This is a genomic window from Acinetobacter sp. ANC 5600, assembly GCF_002018395.1.
GTDB classification, from domain to species: Bacteria; Pseudomonadota; Gammaproteobacteria; order Pseudomonadales; family Moraxellaceae; genus Acinetobacter; species Acinetobacter amyesii.
Map to the genome: position 1 here is coordinate 431,432 of NZ_MVKW01000004.1, position 14,284 is coordinate 445,715.

At 40.8% G+C, this 14,284-nt stretch carries 18 protein-coding genes; all 18 read right to left on the minus strand.

Annotation, left to right across the window (positions count from 1 at the left end):
* Window positions 1–114: 114 nt before the first annotated feature.
* Window positions 115–1,062: a type II secretion system minor pseudopilin GspK gene (gene gspK / locus B1201_RS11705; protein WP_078193662.1), complete on the minus strand. Its 948-nt coding sequence runs from the start codon at window positions 1,060–1,062 to the stop codon at window positions 115–117.
* Window positions 1,063–1,101: 39 nt separating this feature from the next.
* The gene (gspJ, locus tag B1201_RS11710; RefSeq protein WP_078193724.1) at window positions 1,102–1,731 is read right to left on the minus strand and encodes a type II secretion system minor pseudopilin GspJ; all 630 of its coding nucleotides are present in this window, start codon (window positions 1,729–1,731) and stop codon (window positions 1,102–1,104) included.
* A 46-nt stretch (window positions 1,732–1,777) separates the two neighbouring features.
* On the minus strand, window positions 1,778–2,170 hold the full coding sequence (gene gspI, locus B1201_RS11715; protein ID WP_078193663.1) for a type II secretion system minor pseudopilin GspI: 393 nt from the start codon (window positions 2,168–2,170) through the stop codon (window positions 1,778–1,780).
* The gene (locus B1201_RS11720) at window positions 2,160–2,717 is read right to left on the minus strand and encodes a type II secretion system protein (protein ID WP_078193664.1); all 558 of its coding nucleotides are present in this window, start codon (window positions 2,715–2,717) and stop codon (window positions 2,160–2,162) included. Before B1201_RS11720 ends, gspI begins: the two co-directional genes overlap by 11 nt.
* Window positions 2,718–2,726: 9 nt before the next feature.
* Window positions 2,727–3,341, minus strand: a complete 615-nt coding sequence (locus B1201_RS11725; protein ID WP_078193665.1) for a TetR/AcrR family transcriptional regulator — start codon at window positions 3,339–3,341, stop codon at window positions 2,727–2,729.
* Between the two features lie 42 nt (window positions 3,342–3,383).
* Window positions 3,384–4,157 (minus strand): TatD family hydrolase, encoded by a 774-nt coding sequence (locus tag B1201_RS11730; protein WP_078193666.1) that lies wholly within the window; start codon window positions 4,155–4,157, stop codon window positions 3,384–3,386.
* Window positions 4,158–4,188: 31 nt separating this feature from the next.
* Window positions 4,189–4,530: a PilZ domain-containing protein gene (locus tag B1201_RS11735; protein ID WP_078193667.1), complete on the minus strand. Its 342-nt coding sequence runs from the start codon at window positions 4,528–4,530 to the stop codon at window positions 4,189–4,191.
* 15 nt (window positions 4,531–4,545) lie between these two features.
* A complete protein-coding gene (locus B1201_RS11740; protein ID WP_078193725.1) occupies window positions 4,546–5,529 on the minus strand; it encodes a DNA polymerase III subunit delta' in 984 nt (327 codons plus the stop codon).
* A 13-nt stretch (window positions 5,530–5,542) separates the two neighbouring features.
* A complete protein-coding gene (gene kdsB, locus B1201_RS11745; RefSeq protein WP_078193668.1) occupies window positions 5,543–6,304 on the minus strand; it encodes a 3-deoxy-manno-octulosonate cytidylyltransferase in 762 nt (253 codons plus the stop codon).
* Between the two features lie 3 nt (window positions 6,305–6,307).
* Entirely contained in the window at window positions 6,308–7,321 is a 1,014-nt protein-coding gene (gene lpxK, locus B1201_RS11750) for a tetraacyldisaccharide 4'-kinase (protein WP_078193669.1), read from the minus strand.
* A 3-nt stretch (window positions 7,322–7,324) separates the two neighbouring features.
* Complete coding sequence (gene msbA / locus B1201_RS11755; RefSeq protein WP_078193670.1) at window positions 7,325–9,052, minus strand: lipid A export permease/ATP-binding protein MsbA; 1,728 nt, start codon at window positions 9,050–9,052, stop codon at window positions 7,325–7,327.
* Complete coding sequence (locus tag B1201_RS11760; protein ID WP_078193671.1) at window positions 9,052–9,474, minus strand: ExbD/TolR family protein; 423 nt, start codon at window positions 9,472–9,474, stop codon at window positions 9,052–9,054. The genes msbA and B1201_RS11760 overlap by 1 nt, the downstream gene beginning before the upstream one ends.
* Before the next feature lie 13 nt (window positions 9,475–9,487).
* Window positions 9,488–10,129, minus strand: a complete 642-nt coding sequence (locus tag B1201_RS11765; protein ID WP_078188956.1) for a MotA/TolQ/ExbB proton channel family protein — start codon at window positions 10,127–10,129, stop codon at window positions 9,488–9,490.
* A gap of 31 nt (window positions 10,130–10,160) precedes the next feature.
* Window positions 10,161–11,048: a ParB/RepB/Spo0J family partition protein gene (locus B1201_RS11770; RefSeq protein ID WP_078193672.1), complete on the minus strand. Its 888-nt coding sequence runs from the start codon at window positions 11,046–11,048 to the stop codon at window positions 10,161–10,163.
* Window positions 11,045–11,827: a ParA family protein gene (locus B1201_RS11775; protein ID WP_078193673.1), complete on the minus strand. Its 783-nt coding sequence runs from the start codon at window positions 11,825–11,827 to the stop codon at window positions 11,045–11,047. The genes B1201_RS11770 and B1201_RS11775 overlap by 4 nt, the downstream gene beginning before the upstream one ends.
* A gap of 24 nt (window positions 11,828–11,851) precedes the next feature.
* Window positions 11,852–12,484: a 16S rRNA (guanine(527)-N(7))-methyltransferase RsmG gene (gene rsmG / locus B1201_RS11780; RefSeq protein ID WP_078193674.1), complete on the minus strand. Its 633-nt coding sequence runs from the start codon at window positions 12,482–12,484 to the stop codon at window positions 11,852–11,854.
* An 84-nt stretch (window positions 12,485–12,568) separates the two neighbouring features.
* Window positions 12,569–13,258: an N-acetylmuramate alpha-1-phosphate uridylyltransferase MurU gene (gene murU, locus B1201_RS11785; RefSeq protein ID WP_078193675.1), complete on the minus strand. Its 690-nt coding sequence runs from the start codon at window positions 13,256–13,258 to the stop codon at window positions 12,569–12,571.
* Window positions 13,258–14,271: an aminoglycoside phosphotransferase family protein gene (locus tag B1201_RS11790; protein ID WP_078193676.1), complete on the minus strand. Its 1,014-nt coding sequence runs from the start codon at window positions 14,269–14,271 to the stop codon at window positions 13,258–13,260. Before B1201_RS11790 ends, murU begins: the two co-directional genes overlap by 1 nt.
* Window positions 14,272–14,284 lie beyond the last annotated feature (13 nt).

The following is a 14,284-nucleotide window of genomic DNA, read 5'->3' on the forward strand; positions in this document are numbered from 1 at the left end:
AAATAATCTATGGGTTCTCAGAGATTATAATGCAAAAGTCTAACAAGAAGCATTAATTTTGCTATTCAGCACAATTGGGAAAAGGCATCATGAAAATTTAGCGACCTTTAAGACCTAAAATGGTGCCATACTGCGAAAAGCTACATATACATCTTTATCTTTTCGCACTAACTCACTGGTAAATTGACGCTTTCTTTCATTTAAAATAATTTCAATTTGTGCTTTAAAATAGTTCGACTGCACACCCAATTGTGAATTTAAAACTTCCCTATTTTCTGTGCTCACCTGTGCAAATGGCTCCATTGCCCATAAATCATTGATATTTTCGAAATGTTCAAATTTGGCAGCTTTTTGTTGCAAAGCTTGCTCAACTGCATTGACATCTAAACGATCATCCATAGTCGCTAACAAAAATGCAGGAGCGGTATTAATGTTTACCGTTGTTTCATGCGAGGGCAAGCTACTCACATAAGGCGCAATCAGTTTATATTGAGCACCTTCAAAACCACGGACTGATTTCAGTTCTTCCACACTATGGAATTTTGCATTTGGCGGTAGTGCCGCATTATTTAAACCACGATAGTACGCCAGCTCTGCTCCCATCGGGCCAGAAGTCTCATCATCTTCATCTTGCCAGTCAATCACGGCTTGACTTAATTCTGCGGGTAAACCAACACGCTGCAATATTTTTTCAAACCATAGCTTTGCTTTGTCATTTACCACACCCTCTTCTGAAACCAAACTATTAAGGTTAAATTTTCCAGATTCGTCTTGGAGCACACCTGCAACAGTTCCACCTTCCACAGGAAAGGCTGGCATAGGCTGAGCCCAATTTTCTTGGAGGTGATCCACCTGCCCTGCATTTTCGGCATCATTCACCAAAAGTTCAGCAAAAAATGCTTCGGCACTTTTCGCATATAACATCGATTGATTTTGGCGCATCACGTAGGCGGTGTTTTCAGAAGTATTGGCTTGTTGTTTTGCGATGCCTGCAGCAACTATGGTTGCCAAAGCTACCATCATCAGGATAGTTAACAAAGCGATGCCACGTTGCTGTTTCATAAGCAACTCCGAACTTCAAATGCCTCTACTACCTGACCGTTAACCATTCTTATTTTTATCCAATAAAAAATCAGTATTTAACAAACTGAATAACCATTCGTAGTTTGTCCCATCAACTGTGAGCTGCATCCTGATACCCCGCGGTAACAGTTGTATGGTTTTTTCATTATTCAAATCAGCGGCAGCATCTGGCCAATTCTCTAACTCATTTGGATTGAGTACAGTGATTTTAAATTGTTCAACATTATCCAGTAATACACTCGAATCTGGCTGATCATGCCCCGTTTGGTTGAGATTTTTAAATTTTAGCCGATACAATTTTTTTTCATCAGCTTTGTATTGATATTCCACTCGCTCATCAGGTGCAATGCCCTGATTTAATGGGTCAGTGACACCTGTCTTGCTGAAATTAAATCTGCCATTTTGCAACACCAACGCTGGTTGAATATCTCCATTAATATTGGCAGTTAAGGGCACAGCTTGTACTGTGTCTCTGAGAATTTGCTGATGGGCATCTTGCAACTGACTAAGCCTTGCCTCATGGGTTGCGTTTCGTTCCTTCACTTTCGAGACATAATCAAAGACCTTCCAGCCCAAAGCAGACAGCACTGCGAAAATAGCAATCGCAACCAAAAGCTCAACTAAGGTAAATCCTGCTTGATTCTTCATTCCTTGCTGCACAAGCACAGGCATATCTTGAGATGTACGTTTTTTTCTAGTTATTATTTTCATCCAACGGAGCCTTATAGTTAAAGAACACTAAACTACTAATCCCTGCTTCAACATCGCCTGTTTCAGCATTCATCAAACTCACTTGGATATCAATCCGTTGTACATTTGGACTAATGGTGGCTTGGGCTTTTTTGTCAATTTGCCATTGTTCGCCTTGTTCAGTGACTTGTTTAGATGCAGTACCTGTCATCCATTCACGATTGATTTCCATCTTAGCGATTTCATTCAACGCGACGAATTGTGCTTTATTTCTTAAAATTGCGTGTTCTGTCGACTGTGTATATTGCATCGCAACATTAGACAAAGCCATTGCCGCCGTCGCAAAAATCGCCAATGCCACCATGACTTCAAGTAGCGTAAACCCTTTAGCCCGCATTGACTTTCCCTAAATGATCAATTTCGATTTCATTACCAATGGGACGTTCTTCAAAATAAAACTGTATACGCACAGGCTTTACCTCACCATTGCCCAACCAAATCAACTTGGGTGCATTGGTATTTAACAAATCATCATTATTAGCATTTTCATACTGCTGATCTAAAGGCTGAATTGTAAAAGAGACATTTTCAGGTAATACTCGGGTTTCAAAATCTTTATAGTTTTGCCATTTATTATTCTGATTTAAAATACTATTTTCTACACGTTTTTGTTCTGGTAAATATTCTTGTACCGCATAGCTTTGCGTGTTGACATCCGTTCCAGCTTTTTGCTGTAAAGCCAATATCAAAGCTTGATCATTTGCATCACGTAAAATTCGTTTCAGATCCATCACAAACACTTCACGTGCCTGCATGGCTTTGCGTTGATCTGTCCCACCAATATTTAAAAGTACCAATGAGGCCATGATGCCCATAATCACAATCACCACCATCAATTCTACGAGGGTGAAGCCACGAACCGATGATGGTGATGCACTTTTCATAAGCAGCCTTTAAGCGAATTGAGCAACCGCATGCACTTGTTTTGGTAAGGCCAAGGCTTGATCAATATAAGCAACCCGCAAGGTGTCTCTTGAACCCAAATAACGCTGATAAAAACTAGAGTTCAAAATTGCTGCAGCACCATGTGTAAGTGACCAAATTGAAGCAAGATAATCACGTACTGGCATGCTACTTTGAATCGACTCCAAATAATGCTCAGTCATACGAATGATCAATCGTAGGCGTTGTTTGCGCACTTGATATAGTTCACTAAACAAGTGCTGAATACCCACACCTGTTGTCGATAAACGCTCTTCAATTTGATGAAATAACACTGTACGTTCTGGGTGATGTAAGTGATGCAACATAAAGAAAGCAAGGTGTTCAGGAAAAGCTTTATCGGTGTCTTTAATCATTTCCAATAACATGCGTTCATTACGAATAATGAGCAACATATATAGTTCATCTTTACTTTGAAAATGTTTATATAACGTCCCTTTTGCCAAGTCGAGTTCTGCCGCTAGCGCATCTAGTGTCATCCCTGCTTCGCCATTTTCCAATAGCAGCTGCTCTGCCACTTGGAAAATTAATGCCTCTCTTGCTCTAAACTGAGCTTGACGATCCATCTTCACCCTATACTCTCTTACTCTTATATCAATTCAAATTATTTACTTAAGATTGAGGAGATTTTCAAAGTTTTGCATTGTAATGAAAGCCATCTCTTCAATTGACTTATCATATACATCACTTAAGGCTTTGGCTACATAAGGAACGTATTTTGGTTCATTAGACTTTCCTCTATAAGGCATCGGTGCAAGGTATGGGCTATCTGTTTCAATCAGCACGCGATCCAGTGGCACTTGCTTGGCCACATCACGCAAATCTTGTGCATTTTTAAAAGAAACAATGCCTGAAAATGACACGTAATAACCACAATCTAAGACAGCTTTTGCCGTTTCCCAATCTTCAGTAAAACAATGCAAAATACCGTGAGTAGATTTCTCTGCACGGATAATATCAACCGTATCATGCTTTGCAGAACGGGTGTGTACAACCACTGGCTTTTTCACGGCCTGCGATGCGTGAATATGGCGGGCAAAACATTCTTTTTGCTCTGCAACAAAGTCGGTACTATGAAAATAGTCCAGCCCTGTTTCACCAATCGCCCAAACCTTTTCAGGTTGTGCTAATTCAATGAGATATTCTTCTGTTGCCCGAGCCATCGTTGCAGGATCTTCACATGGGTGCACCCCAACTGAATAACCCACATCAGCATGACGTGATGCAATTTTTGAAAGTTCGATATGGTCATCTAGATCAACCGAGATACTCATAAATTTTGAGACCCCGGCTTGACGAGCCTGATCCAATGCAAGATCTAAATTACCCTCATAAGGGCTTAGGTCGAGCATGGTTAAATGGCAATGGGTATCTACAAACACAATATGTACCTACAAGTCTTCACTGTTGTAACTACATAGTGTAACTTCTACGCCCCTCAGATTTAAGCCCTGCAAGTAAACGTTCTGCTTCTGTTTTAAAATAAATGCCTTTTTCGCCGCTTAATTGAATTCCAAAGCCTTGTGGTTTAATGCCATTTTGCTTTTGCGAAATCCAAATCACTTTTCCTGTCAAAGGAATTTTTATACTTTGTTCAGGCAAAGTCGCCAATAAGAAAACCTCATCACCCATTTTCACAGCTTGCTTTGATGGTACAAATAAACCGCCACCAACGACATAAGGCATGTAGCTCGCAAAAAGTGTTTCCACATCTGGAATATTAGCGTGAACAATCCCGCCCATACGTGGTTGCATGATGTTTCCCCTTAATTAAACATTCATCAGTTTGATGCAAAGTTCATCTACGACCAGATTCCCCTGTACGTTCTGCTCGATGAACCGCTTAGACTGCTGTAATTCTGTATAAATCCCAAAGAGTGTTTCGAGCGAATATTGCTCTGCCAACACTCCAAAATCCAAATCTATATTTTTTATGGATTGATTTAGCTTGACACAAATTATATCGGACAACAAGTATTCAAACATTTGACTAAAATCACTAAAACTCAGTGCTTTATTCCACTTGGTCGCAATTGCCATCGGCATGTTTTTTTGTGTCACAAGTTTTTGCCAATCTTGTAGAAACTCTTGGCGCATATTTAGCCATTCACTACTTGCCAGTGAAATTGCTTGTAATGGCATTTGACTGGCTAAGTTCATGAGAACTTTGCGCTGAGTTTCACCACTATCGGGCAAATGCTGCTGTAAATATTGCTGTGATTGTTCGGGTTCAATACGATCCAATGCATAGTGCTGCATTCGACTGCGAATGGTTGCCGGCAATTTCAAATAATGCTCTGCCAACAACATAATCACAATGCGTTCGCCAGGCTCTTCCAATGTCTTCAGCAAAGCATTCGATGACGCAATGTTTAATGCTTCAGCGGGCTCAATCAACACAACTCGCCAACCGTCTACGGTTTGTTGTACAAAGGGCAATAAATCACGAATTTTTTCGATTTTAATTTTGGCATTTTGCTTTTTATTGTCTTCATCTGTACTGATGTGGACAAAATTTGGATGTGTATCTGACTTTAACCACTGGCAACTCCCACACTCACCACATGGCTCAGTCCGCTCATCACGTTTTTGACACAGCACCCATGCAAGAAATTGTTTTGCAAATGCCTCTTTACCACAGCCTTTTTTGCCATACAAAAGCACGCCATGTCCCAGTTGTGGAAAACGGCTGGTTAATGTATTCCATGTATTTTGCTGCCAAGGGTACACTTGCGCCACAATGTCATTTTGCATAAATCGTTTAACCTTATTCGAAGTTTGAAACATCCATTTGGTTCAAACGATCAAGGTCAGCTTGAGTGTCTACGCCCGGTGGAAGATTCGCTTCTGCCACAGCAATGGCAATACGGTGACCATTTTCCAAAACGCGTAATTGTTCAAGGCTTTCTAATTTTTCTAGTACACCCATATCCCAAGTGACATATTCTTGTAGTAGTTTTACGCGGTATGCATAAAGGCCTAAATGACGAAAGGCTTGATCATGCAAGATTTGTTCAGCTTGCTTTGCACCATCACGGTCATAAGGAATAGTCGCACGGCTGAAATACAGCGCTTGATTGTGCTTTGACATCACCACTTTGACAATGCTGTCACGTTGAAATTCTTCTAGACTATGAATCGGCTCGCAGAGTGTCGACATTGAACATTTCGGCTGATCAACGAGTAATTGTGCAACCTGTTTTACCAATTGAGCGGGAAGCAAAGGTTCATCGCCCTGCACATTGACAATAATGTCATCACTTGCCCAACCTTTGATACGTGCAACTTCACTTAAACGATCTGTCCCTGATGGATGCTCTGTAGAAGTCAATACCACATCAACCCCTTCCGCACGACACACTGCGGCAATACGTTCATCATCTGTAGCAACACAAAGATCATCGAATCCTGCAACTTTTTTGGCTTGATCGACCACACGTAAAATCATCGGACGGCCATGAATTTCAAGCAATGGCTTACCTGGTAAACGTGAACTTAAAAAACGTGCAGGAATAACAATATGTTTCATAAATTAAATGCCTTCGGGAAGTTTCAGACCCAGTTGTTTCAACTGTGCATGCAAAGTTTCATAACACGCAGGTGATAACACTGCATCAACAGGAACAACCCATATTTCTCTTTTAAAATCTGGATTATTTTTGAGGATCGCTAAAATTTTAACTGCATCTTTTTCAGTGGTAATGATGGGATTGGCATCTTCAAACTGCAAATCACTCAGTTCATATTCATAATGATCTGGGAATTCATGACATTGAAATTGATGAATCCCTATATTTTCTAAGGTTTTATAAAATCGTTGCGGAAATCCGATACCCACCACAGCATAGAAATCTTTGTTTGCATCAAATGTCGTCACAAGATCTTTATTGAGCAAATAAGGCTGCGCCGCTTCTAGGTGCATATTCAGTGGAGAACTTGGATCTGCTGAATGCTCAATGACCGTTCCACTGGCAAGGCGCTTTTTCGGTTCACGCAAATAACCTTCGGGTAATAATTTTTCATTGCCTAAACCACGATTATTATCCAGTACGATCCACTCCAACTGACGTTGAAGCGCCCAATGCTGCAAACCATCATCGCAGATAATCAAATCCAATTCATGCTTGGATAGTAGCAACTCAATACTTTGCTGGCGGTTTGGACCGACTGCCATCGGCACACCTGTAGACTGAACAATTAAGCTCGGTTCATCACCCACGATTTCAGCCGTCGAGTCTAAATCTACATAGGCCGGAAATGGTCCTTGACCACCATAGCCACGACTGATCACACCAACACGCAGGTTTAAGCTATTTAAATAACTGACCAAATGAATGAGCAATGGGGTTTTACCACTTCCACCCACTGTGATGTTTCCAATGACCATGACTGGAATAGGCGCTTTATAACTTTGCTTAATACCTGATTGATAGAGTTTTTTATTGAGTAAAAAGCCACCACGATAAAGCCATGACAAAGGTCTAAACACAACGAGCCACTTTGCCTGTTCATTCCAAGCATCCTGAATCAATTGTGCAAAAGACATGACTTAATTTTCCTCAAAATTACGCTGATGAAGTTGGTAATATGCACCACGTTGTGCCATCAATTCTGTATGCGAACCTTGTTCAATAATACGCCCTTTATCCATCACTACAATACAGTCTGCATTTTCAATGGTCGATAAACGATGCGCAATCACGATCGTGGTACGATCTTGCATCGCAGCGTCAAATGCTTGCTGAATGAAAAATTCAGATTCGTTATCTAGCGCACTTGTCGCTTCATCTAAAATTAAGATCGGTGCATTTTTCAAAATGGCACGAGCAATCGCAATCCGTTGACGTTGACCACCAGATAGATTTAAACCTTGCGCACCCAATGGCGTGTCATATCCTTGCGGTAAATCCATAATAAAATCATGTGCAAATGCAGCTTTGGCAGCAGCAATAATTTGTTCATCTGTTGCATGCTCGAGCTGTCCATAAGCAATATTTTCACGCACAGTACGGTTAAACAAAACCACTTGCTGATTGACCATCGAAATCTGAGTACGCAAGCTATTGAGTTCTATGTCGTGAATATCATGCTGATCAAGCAACAATTGCCCAGAAGACACCTCTTGGTAACGCACCAACAGATTGACCAATGAAGTTTTACCTGCACCTGAACGCCCAACCAATGCAACGGTTTGCCCTGCATTAACTTTTAAATTGAAGTCATGAATCGCATGGTGACCATCAGCATAGATCAAATTGACATTTTTAAATTCGACATCACCTTTCAAAGCAGGCTTCAGCGTGCCGTTATTTACTTCTTCAGGCATATCAAGCAATTCAAAAACTGAATAAGCTGCTGCCATGCCTCGTTGTAGTTTTTCGTTGACATCCGTCAAGGTTTTAATTGGCTTACTCAGCATACCTGCGGCAGTGATATACGCTACAAACTCACCCGCTGTTGTATCTTGTAAAATCTCAGGGCGTAGCGCGATATACATCACGATACTGAGCGCGATCGACATAATCAGCTGAACAATTGGGCTATTGAGTTGCTGCACCACAACCATTTTTAAGCCGCGGCGTAAGTTCTCCATTGAGCTTTCATAAAAACGTTTTTGTTCATAATCTTGCCCTGCAAAGCCCTTCACCACTAGGTTGCCTTGCACTGTCTCTTGCACCACATGGTTAACGTCACCCATGGTACTTTGTACTTGCATGGATAATTTACGCATGCGCTTGGATGCTTTACGGATAATCAGACCAATAATTGGGCCAAAAATCAAAATACACAGGGTTAAACGCCAATTGGTATAGAGCAAATAACCCAATAATGCGATGGTAATCAGACCCTGTTGTACAATCGTTTTCAGTGACTCAGACGATGCCGCCGTCAACTGTTCAACGTTATACATAATTTTTGCAGTGATATGACCGCTCGAATTATCTAAATAATATTGCGAAGGCAAACGCATGAGTTTTGCGAACACTTGCTGACGAATATTAAAAATTAAGTTTCGAGAAATCACTGCGGTAAAATATCCCCCCATGAACAAACCGAGTCCACGGAAGAACATCAATAAAACCACCAAGAGTGGAAATAAGGTTGTAAAGCTTTGATCTTTGTTTTGAATGGCTTCAATAATGCGTTCCAATAATTTTGCGACAGAAACTTCTGTCGCAGCATTAATACCGAAACCAAGCAAAACCAGCAGGCCGATTCCCCAAAAAGGTTTTAAATAACTTAATAGGCGTAAATAGACCTTAAAATCGTGCTTCACTAATAACCTCGAGTTGGAACTTTGGTACTGATGTTGATATTCACAAATCCAAGTTGACCTGCAACATCCATCACCCGAATCACATCCTGATGTGTTGCTTTTGCATCTGCGGCAATCACAAACATTAAATCACGACGATCATTGGCTGTCTGTTTAATTGCAGTATTCAAATCAGAGACTTCTTTACTCGCCAATGACTGACCATTGACAGAATAATGTCCTGTTGAATCCACCACAACTTCAATCTTTTGATCATAGTTTTTAGGTGGAACACCCTGTGCATCTGGCAAAGTCAGGTTCATTCGACTCATCTGGTTAAAGGTGGTCGAGAGCAACAAGAACACCAAAATGAACATCAAACAGTCAATCATCGGTGTGAGGTTGATATGAATATCTTCAACCTGACGACGTTTAAATTTCATGCGCAGTCTCCACTCAGCTGGCTTTCTGAATGTCCTGACTTTCTACTTCAGGTGTTTTTTTATAAAACAAAGCGGCATGAAATAACGTCGACTGCTGTTCTAACTCAGCCACATATTCCTGAACCAAACGTTGGAAATAGCGATGTGCAAATAATGCAGGTACAGCAATTAACATACCGGCAGCAGTGGTAATCAAGGCTTTAGAAATACCCGGCATCATCAACACTGGATCACTATTGGTGCCTATATCAATCATTAAGAATGCTTCAATAATACCGATCACCGTACCCAACAAACCTAGTAAAGGTGCAACAGCGCTTAAAGTGCCCAAAAAGTTGATATTTTTTTCTAAATAACCAATTTCTTGTGACGCTGTGACTTCCATTTGCGCACGTGCATATTGCTCGTTTTGATCTTTACTAGCGTAACCTGCGCCCAATACACGACCCAATGTACTTTGTTGTAAAGTTGGACTTTGCTTTAGCTGCTGCACCACATCTTTCACCGATGTGTTTACATTCATCATCAAGTCTTTTGGTAACACCATTGATTTCTTTAAACGAATAAAGCGCTCAATGGTAATGGCTACTGTAAAGATCGAACAAATGACGAGCGGGATCATTAACCACCCGCCCGCTTTGACTAATTCCCACATTTGATTTTCCCCAATAAATCGAATTTAAAAATTATTCAGCTAGACAAATATTTAAAATGCCATCTAGCTCTTCAAGAGTATGGTAGCTAATCACTAGCTTGCCTTTCCCTTGTTTATTATGATCAATTTTCACGTCTGCACTGAAACGATCAGAGAGACGTTGTGTCAGTTGTTGAATGTCTGATGAAACAATTGGTTTAGCTTTTTGTTGTTTTGGTGCATTCAAATCACGAACAAATTGTTCGGTTTGACGTACAGACATACTTTTTTCAATCACCATTTCAGCCACTTTAAGCTGATCTTTGGCTTTCAAGGTTAAAATTGCACGTGCATGGCCCATATCGAGCAAGCCTTGCTGCATAAACTCTTTAACTTGATCTTCCAAAGACAATAAACGCAATAAGTTACTGATGGTGGTCCGTGCTTTACCGACGGTATCGGCAATTTCTTGATGACTTAAACCGAATTCATCATGAAAACGCTGTAAAGCCATCGCCTGATCGATTGGATTCAAATCTTGACGTTGAATGTTTTCAATCAAAGCCAAGGCAATGGCAACTTGGTCACTCAAGTCACGAACAATTGCCGGAACTTCAGTCAAGCCTGCCAATTGTGCAGCACGCCAACGACGTTCACCGGCAATAATTTCATAAGGATGTTTTTCGTCTTCTACTGGACGAATCACAATCGGCTGCATCACGCCATGTTTTTCAATCGATGCTGCAAGCTCTTGTAAATCCTGTTCTTTAATGAAACGACGTGGCTGATATTCACCACGTTTCAATAAATGAACATCAATCTGCTTAAGCTGACCATGATCTAAAGCTTTTGCTTCGAGCTGTAGTTTTTCTTTTTGGATTGAACCGAGTAAGGCATCCAGACCACGACCTTTAGCCAGTCCGCGTTTTTTGACGGTCATGCTTTAGTTCCTTTTTTTACTTTGGTTTTTTTCAACACTTCAGCTGCCAGATTAAGGTAGGCAACTGCACCCTTCGAGCTTTTTTCAAAATAAATTACCGGCAATCCATGCGCAGGCGCTTCGGCCAAACGAATATTTCGTGGAATCACCGTATCGTAAAGTTTCTGACCGAAATATTGTTCTAACTCAGCAGAGACATCACGGGTTAAGGCATTACGCGCATCGTACATGGTGCGTAGTACACCAACGATTTCTAAATCTGGGTTGAGTGCTTGTTGGATACGATCAATGGTCTGGGTTAAATCTGCCAAGCCTTCCAAGGCATAGTATTCGCACTGCATCGGAATTAATACACTGCGTACAGCAGCCAAGGCATTCACCGTAATAAGACTTAAACTTGGTGCGCAATCGACAATGATATAATCGAAGTCTTTTTCAACTTGTGCCAAAGCTTCACGCAAAATAAACTCACGACCATCCTGATCCGCAATCGCCAGTTCTACACCCGCCAAGTCTCGGTTCGCACCTAAAACCTTATAACCCACTTCTGCTTTATAAATGGCAGTTTCAATCGGCACTTCGCCAAGCAACACATCCGTAACAGAGTACAACAAATCATTTTTTTGAATGCCCGACCCCATCGTAGCATTCCCTTGTGAATCCATATCCACAAGTAAAACTCGTTTTTTTAAAATGGCCAATGAAGCTGCCAAGTTTACAGCAGTTGTGGTTTTACCTACGCCACCCTTTTGGTTTGCAATCGCAATAATTTGAGCCATGGTAACCCCAGTCCTTTGAAAATTTTAAATACGTTTTAAAAAGATTAAATGGCGTTGTTCATCCAGACGTGGAACTTTTAACGCGACAATATCAATTTTGAACTCAGTTTTGAGCATCTCGACTTCTTCTTCAGGAATTAAACCTTTCATTGAAGCAATGATGCTTTGCTCATGCATATACGGTTTCGATGCATCGACAAAATCCGTTAATGATGCAAATGCACGACTGGTGATGACATCGAACTGACCGAGCTCATGAATACTGTTTTCATTTTCAACGCGTGTTTGTACTGCAATGACATTTTTTAGTTTTAAGTCAGCAATAAATTGTTTTAAGAATCGAATTTTTTTACCGTTTGCATCCAATAGAACACATTCACGTTCTGGCTGACACAAGGCAATGATCATGCCCGGCATACCACCGCCCGTACCAATATCCAATAATCGACCTGCAGGCAAATCATTGAGAATACTTAGGCTATCCAATAAATGCTTGACCAGCATTTCTTTCGGATCACGAATTGCGGTTAAGTTATACGCTTTGTTCCACAGCACTAAGGCATCTTGGTATTTCAGCAATAGATTTAATGCTTCTTCACTCAAATCTAAGCCAAGCTTCTGACTACCTTGCTTTAAGTCTTGAAAAAAAGGATGCATAAAGAAGACATCTCAATAAAAATTAACTGAAGTATACCGATTTCTAAGCCGTGGAACAGTAGCTAACGCTTAGCGAATATGCACTTAAGCGTACATGCCCTGACGAATCTTTAGATCTAGATCACTTAATCGCTCAGGTGTGCCAACATCAACCCATGCAGCTTGCATTTTCTCTGCGGAAATTTTCCCACCGAGCATCGCTGCTTTCAGCAATGGTGCTAAAGGACGTTTTCCTGCTTCTAAGCCATCGAACATTCTTGGATGAATCACTGCAATACCACTATAGGTCAGCGCTTCACCTGCATGTTCTTGCTCAAAGATATAACTCCGTCCCTGATCGAGAATAAAGTCCCCTTTGGGATGTTGCGGCGGATTAGTTACATATACCAAATGGGCAAGATCGTCATTCAATTCAACATTGAGTAAAGATGAAAAATCAAAAGTGGTCCAAACATCACCATTGACCAAAATAAAGGGTTCTGTACCTAAAAGTGGTAAGGCATTAATAATCCCACCTGCCGTTTCCAAACCTTCATCTTCGCGTGTCCAGCGAATATTCACCCCAAACTGTGAGCCATTACCTAGTGCACCAATTAGAATATCTGCGAGCCATGCAGAATTGATGATAATTTCAGTGACACCAATGTCTTTTAGCTTTTCAATATGCCAAACAATCAGAGGTTTCCCTCCGACTTCAAGCAATGGCTTTGGCTTATATAAAGTTAAAGGGCGCATCCGATTTCCGAGACCCGCCGCTAAAATCATGGCTTTCATTATGCAACAACCTCATAAGTACCGTATTTGGCTTCAAATTTCGGCAATACTTTAGCGTGAATAAATTGCATAAAGGGTTGTAGTTCTGCATACGGTTTACTTTCTTCAAGTAAATACCACATCACGCGTGGTAAATCTTTGAGGTAACCCGATTTTCCATCACGTTCAAACAAACGTACAAAAATACCTAGGATTTTAATATGGCGTTGAATTGCCATCAGGTCGGCATCTTGTTTGAATTGCTCAAAGTTACGACCTTCTTTAGCCGATGCAGGTAGCAAATCATAGAACGTCTTAAACCATGCATAAACACGATCTGCATTCCACTGCACATAGGCATCACGTGTGATTGAGATCAAATCATAAGTATCTGCACCAATCACAGCATCTTGGAAATCAATCACGCCCTGATCTTGCTCACCATCAAGTACCATCAAATTACGGCTATGAAAATCACGATGCACAATCACTTGAGGCTGAGCCAATGCAGCATTGGCTAAGATAGCAAAGGTTCGTTTAATCAGTGCCGATTCTTCTTCAGTAGGCTGCACTTGTAGAGATGGCAATAACCAATCGGTTAACAGCTCCATTTCAGAAATCAGCTTTTCATAGGTATATGCAGGAAAATGCGCAGTACCATCAATTGACTGCAATTGAATCAACTGTTTAAAACTTTGAGCATAATGTGCGTCTACGGTTTGATCATTCAACAACGTAGACAATAAAACATCACCAAAATCTTCTAACAATAAGAAGCCTTGATCGAGGTCTTTGGCCACGATATGTGGTACACGCACGCCATGTGCATCAAAAAATTCATCAATCGACACAAAAGGACCACAATCTTCTTTTTCTGGTGGTGCATCCATGAGCATAAATGTTTTATTATTCAATTTGATTCGTGCATAACGACGGAAGCTTGCATCGCCTGCTAAGAAGTTAATTTCAAATTGATCTGAACCGAGTACAGATGAAATCCAAGTTTGTATCAATTGTTCACGTTGTGTATTCATTTGCGATAAATTC

Coding starts and splice junctions, on each gene's coding strand:
- gspJ (WP_078193724.1), bottom strand. CDS start 1,731: ATGAAGAATCAAGCAGGATTTACCTTAGTTGAGCTTTTGGTTGCGATT.
- B1201_RS11740 (WP_078193725.1), bottom strand. CDS start 5,529: ATGCAAAATGACATTGTGGCGCAAGTGTACCCTTGGCAGCAAAATACA.
- B1201_RS11790 (WP_078193676.1), bottom strand. CDS start 14,271: ATGAATACACAACGTGAACAATTGATACAAACTTGGATTTCATCTGTA.
- B1201_RS11770 (WP_078193672.1), bottom strand. CDS start 11,048: ATGACCGTCAAAAAACGCGGACTGGCTAAAGGTCGTGGTCTGGATGCC.
- murU (WP_078193675.1), bottom strand. CDS start 13,258: ATGAAAGCCATGATTTTAGCGGCGGGTCTCGGAAATCGGATGCGCCCT.
- gspK (WP_078193662.1), bottom strand. CDS start 1,062: ATGAAACAGCAACGTGGCATCGCTTTGTTAACTATCCTGATGATGGTA.
- B1201_RS11760 (WP_078193671.1), bottom strand. CDS start 9,474: ATGAAATTTAAACGTCGTCAGGTTGAAGATATTCATATCAACCTCACA.
- gspI (WP_078193663.1), bottom strand. CDS start 2,170: ATGCGGGCTAAAGGGTTTACGCTACTTGAAGTCATGGTGGCATTGGCG.
- B1201_RS11720 (WP_078193664.1), bottom strand. CDS start 2,717: ATGAAAAGTGCATCACCATCATCGGTTCGTGGCTTCACCCTCGTAGAA.
- lpxK (WP_078193669.1), bottom strand. CDS start 7,321: ATGTCTTTTGCACAATTGATTCAGGATGCTTGGAATGAACAGGCAAAG.
- kdsB (WP_078193668.1), bottom strand. CDS start 6,304: ATGAAACATATTGTTATTCCTGCACGTTTTTTAAGTTCACGTTTACCA.
- B1201_RS11735 (WP_078193667.1), bottom strand. CDS start 4,530: ATGCAACCACGTATGGGCGGGATTGTTCACGCTAATATTCCAGATGTG.
- B1201_RS11775 (WP_078193673.1), bottom strand. CDS start 11,827: ATGGCTCAAATTATTGCGATTGCAAACCAAAAGGGTGGCGTAGGTAAA.
- B1201_RS11765 (WP_078188956.1), bottom strand. CDS start 10,129: ATGTGGGAATTAGTCAAAGCGGGCGGGTGGTTAATGATCCCGCTCGTC.
- B1201_RS11725 (WP_078193665.1), bottom strand. CDS start 3,341: ATGGATCGTCAAGCTCAGTTTAGAGCAAGAGAGGCATTAATTTTCCAA.
- rsmG (WP_078193674.1), bottom strand. CDS start 12,484: ATGCATCCTTTTTTTCAAGACTTAAAGCAAGGTAGTCAGAAGCTTGGC.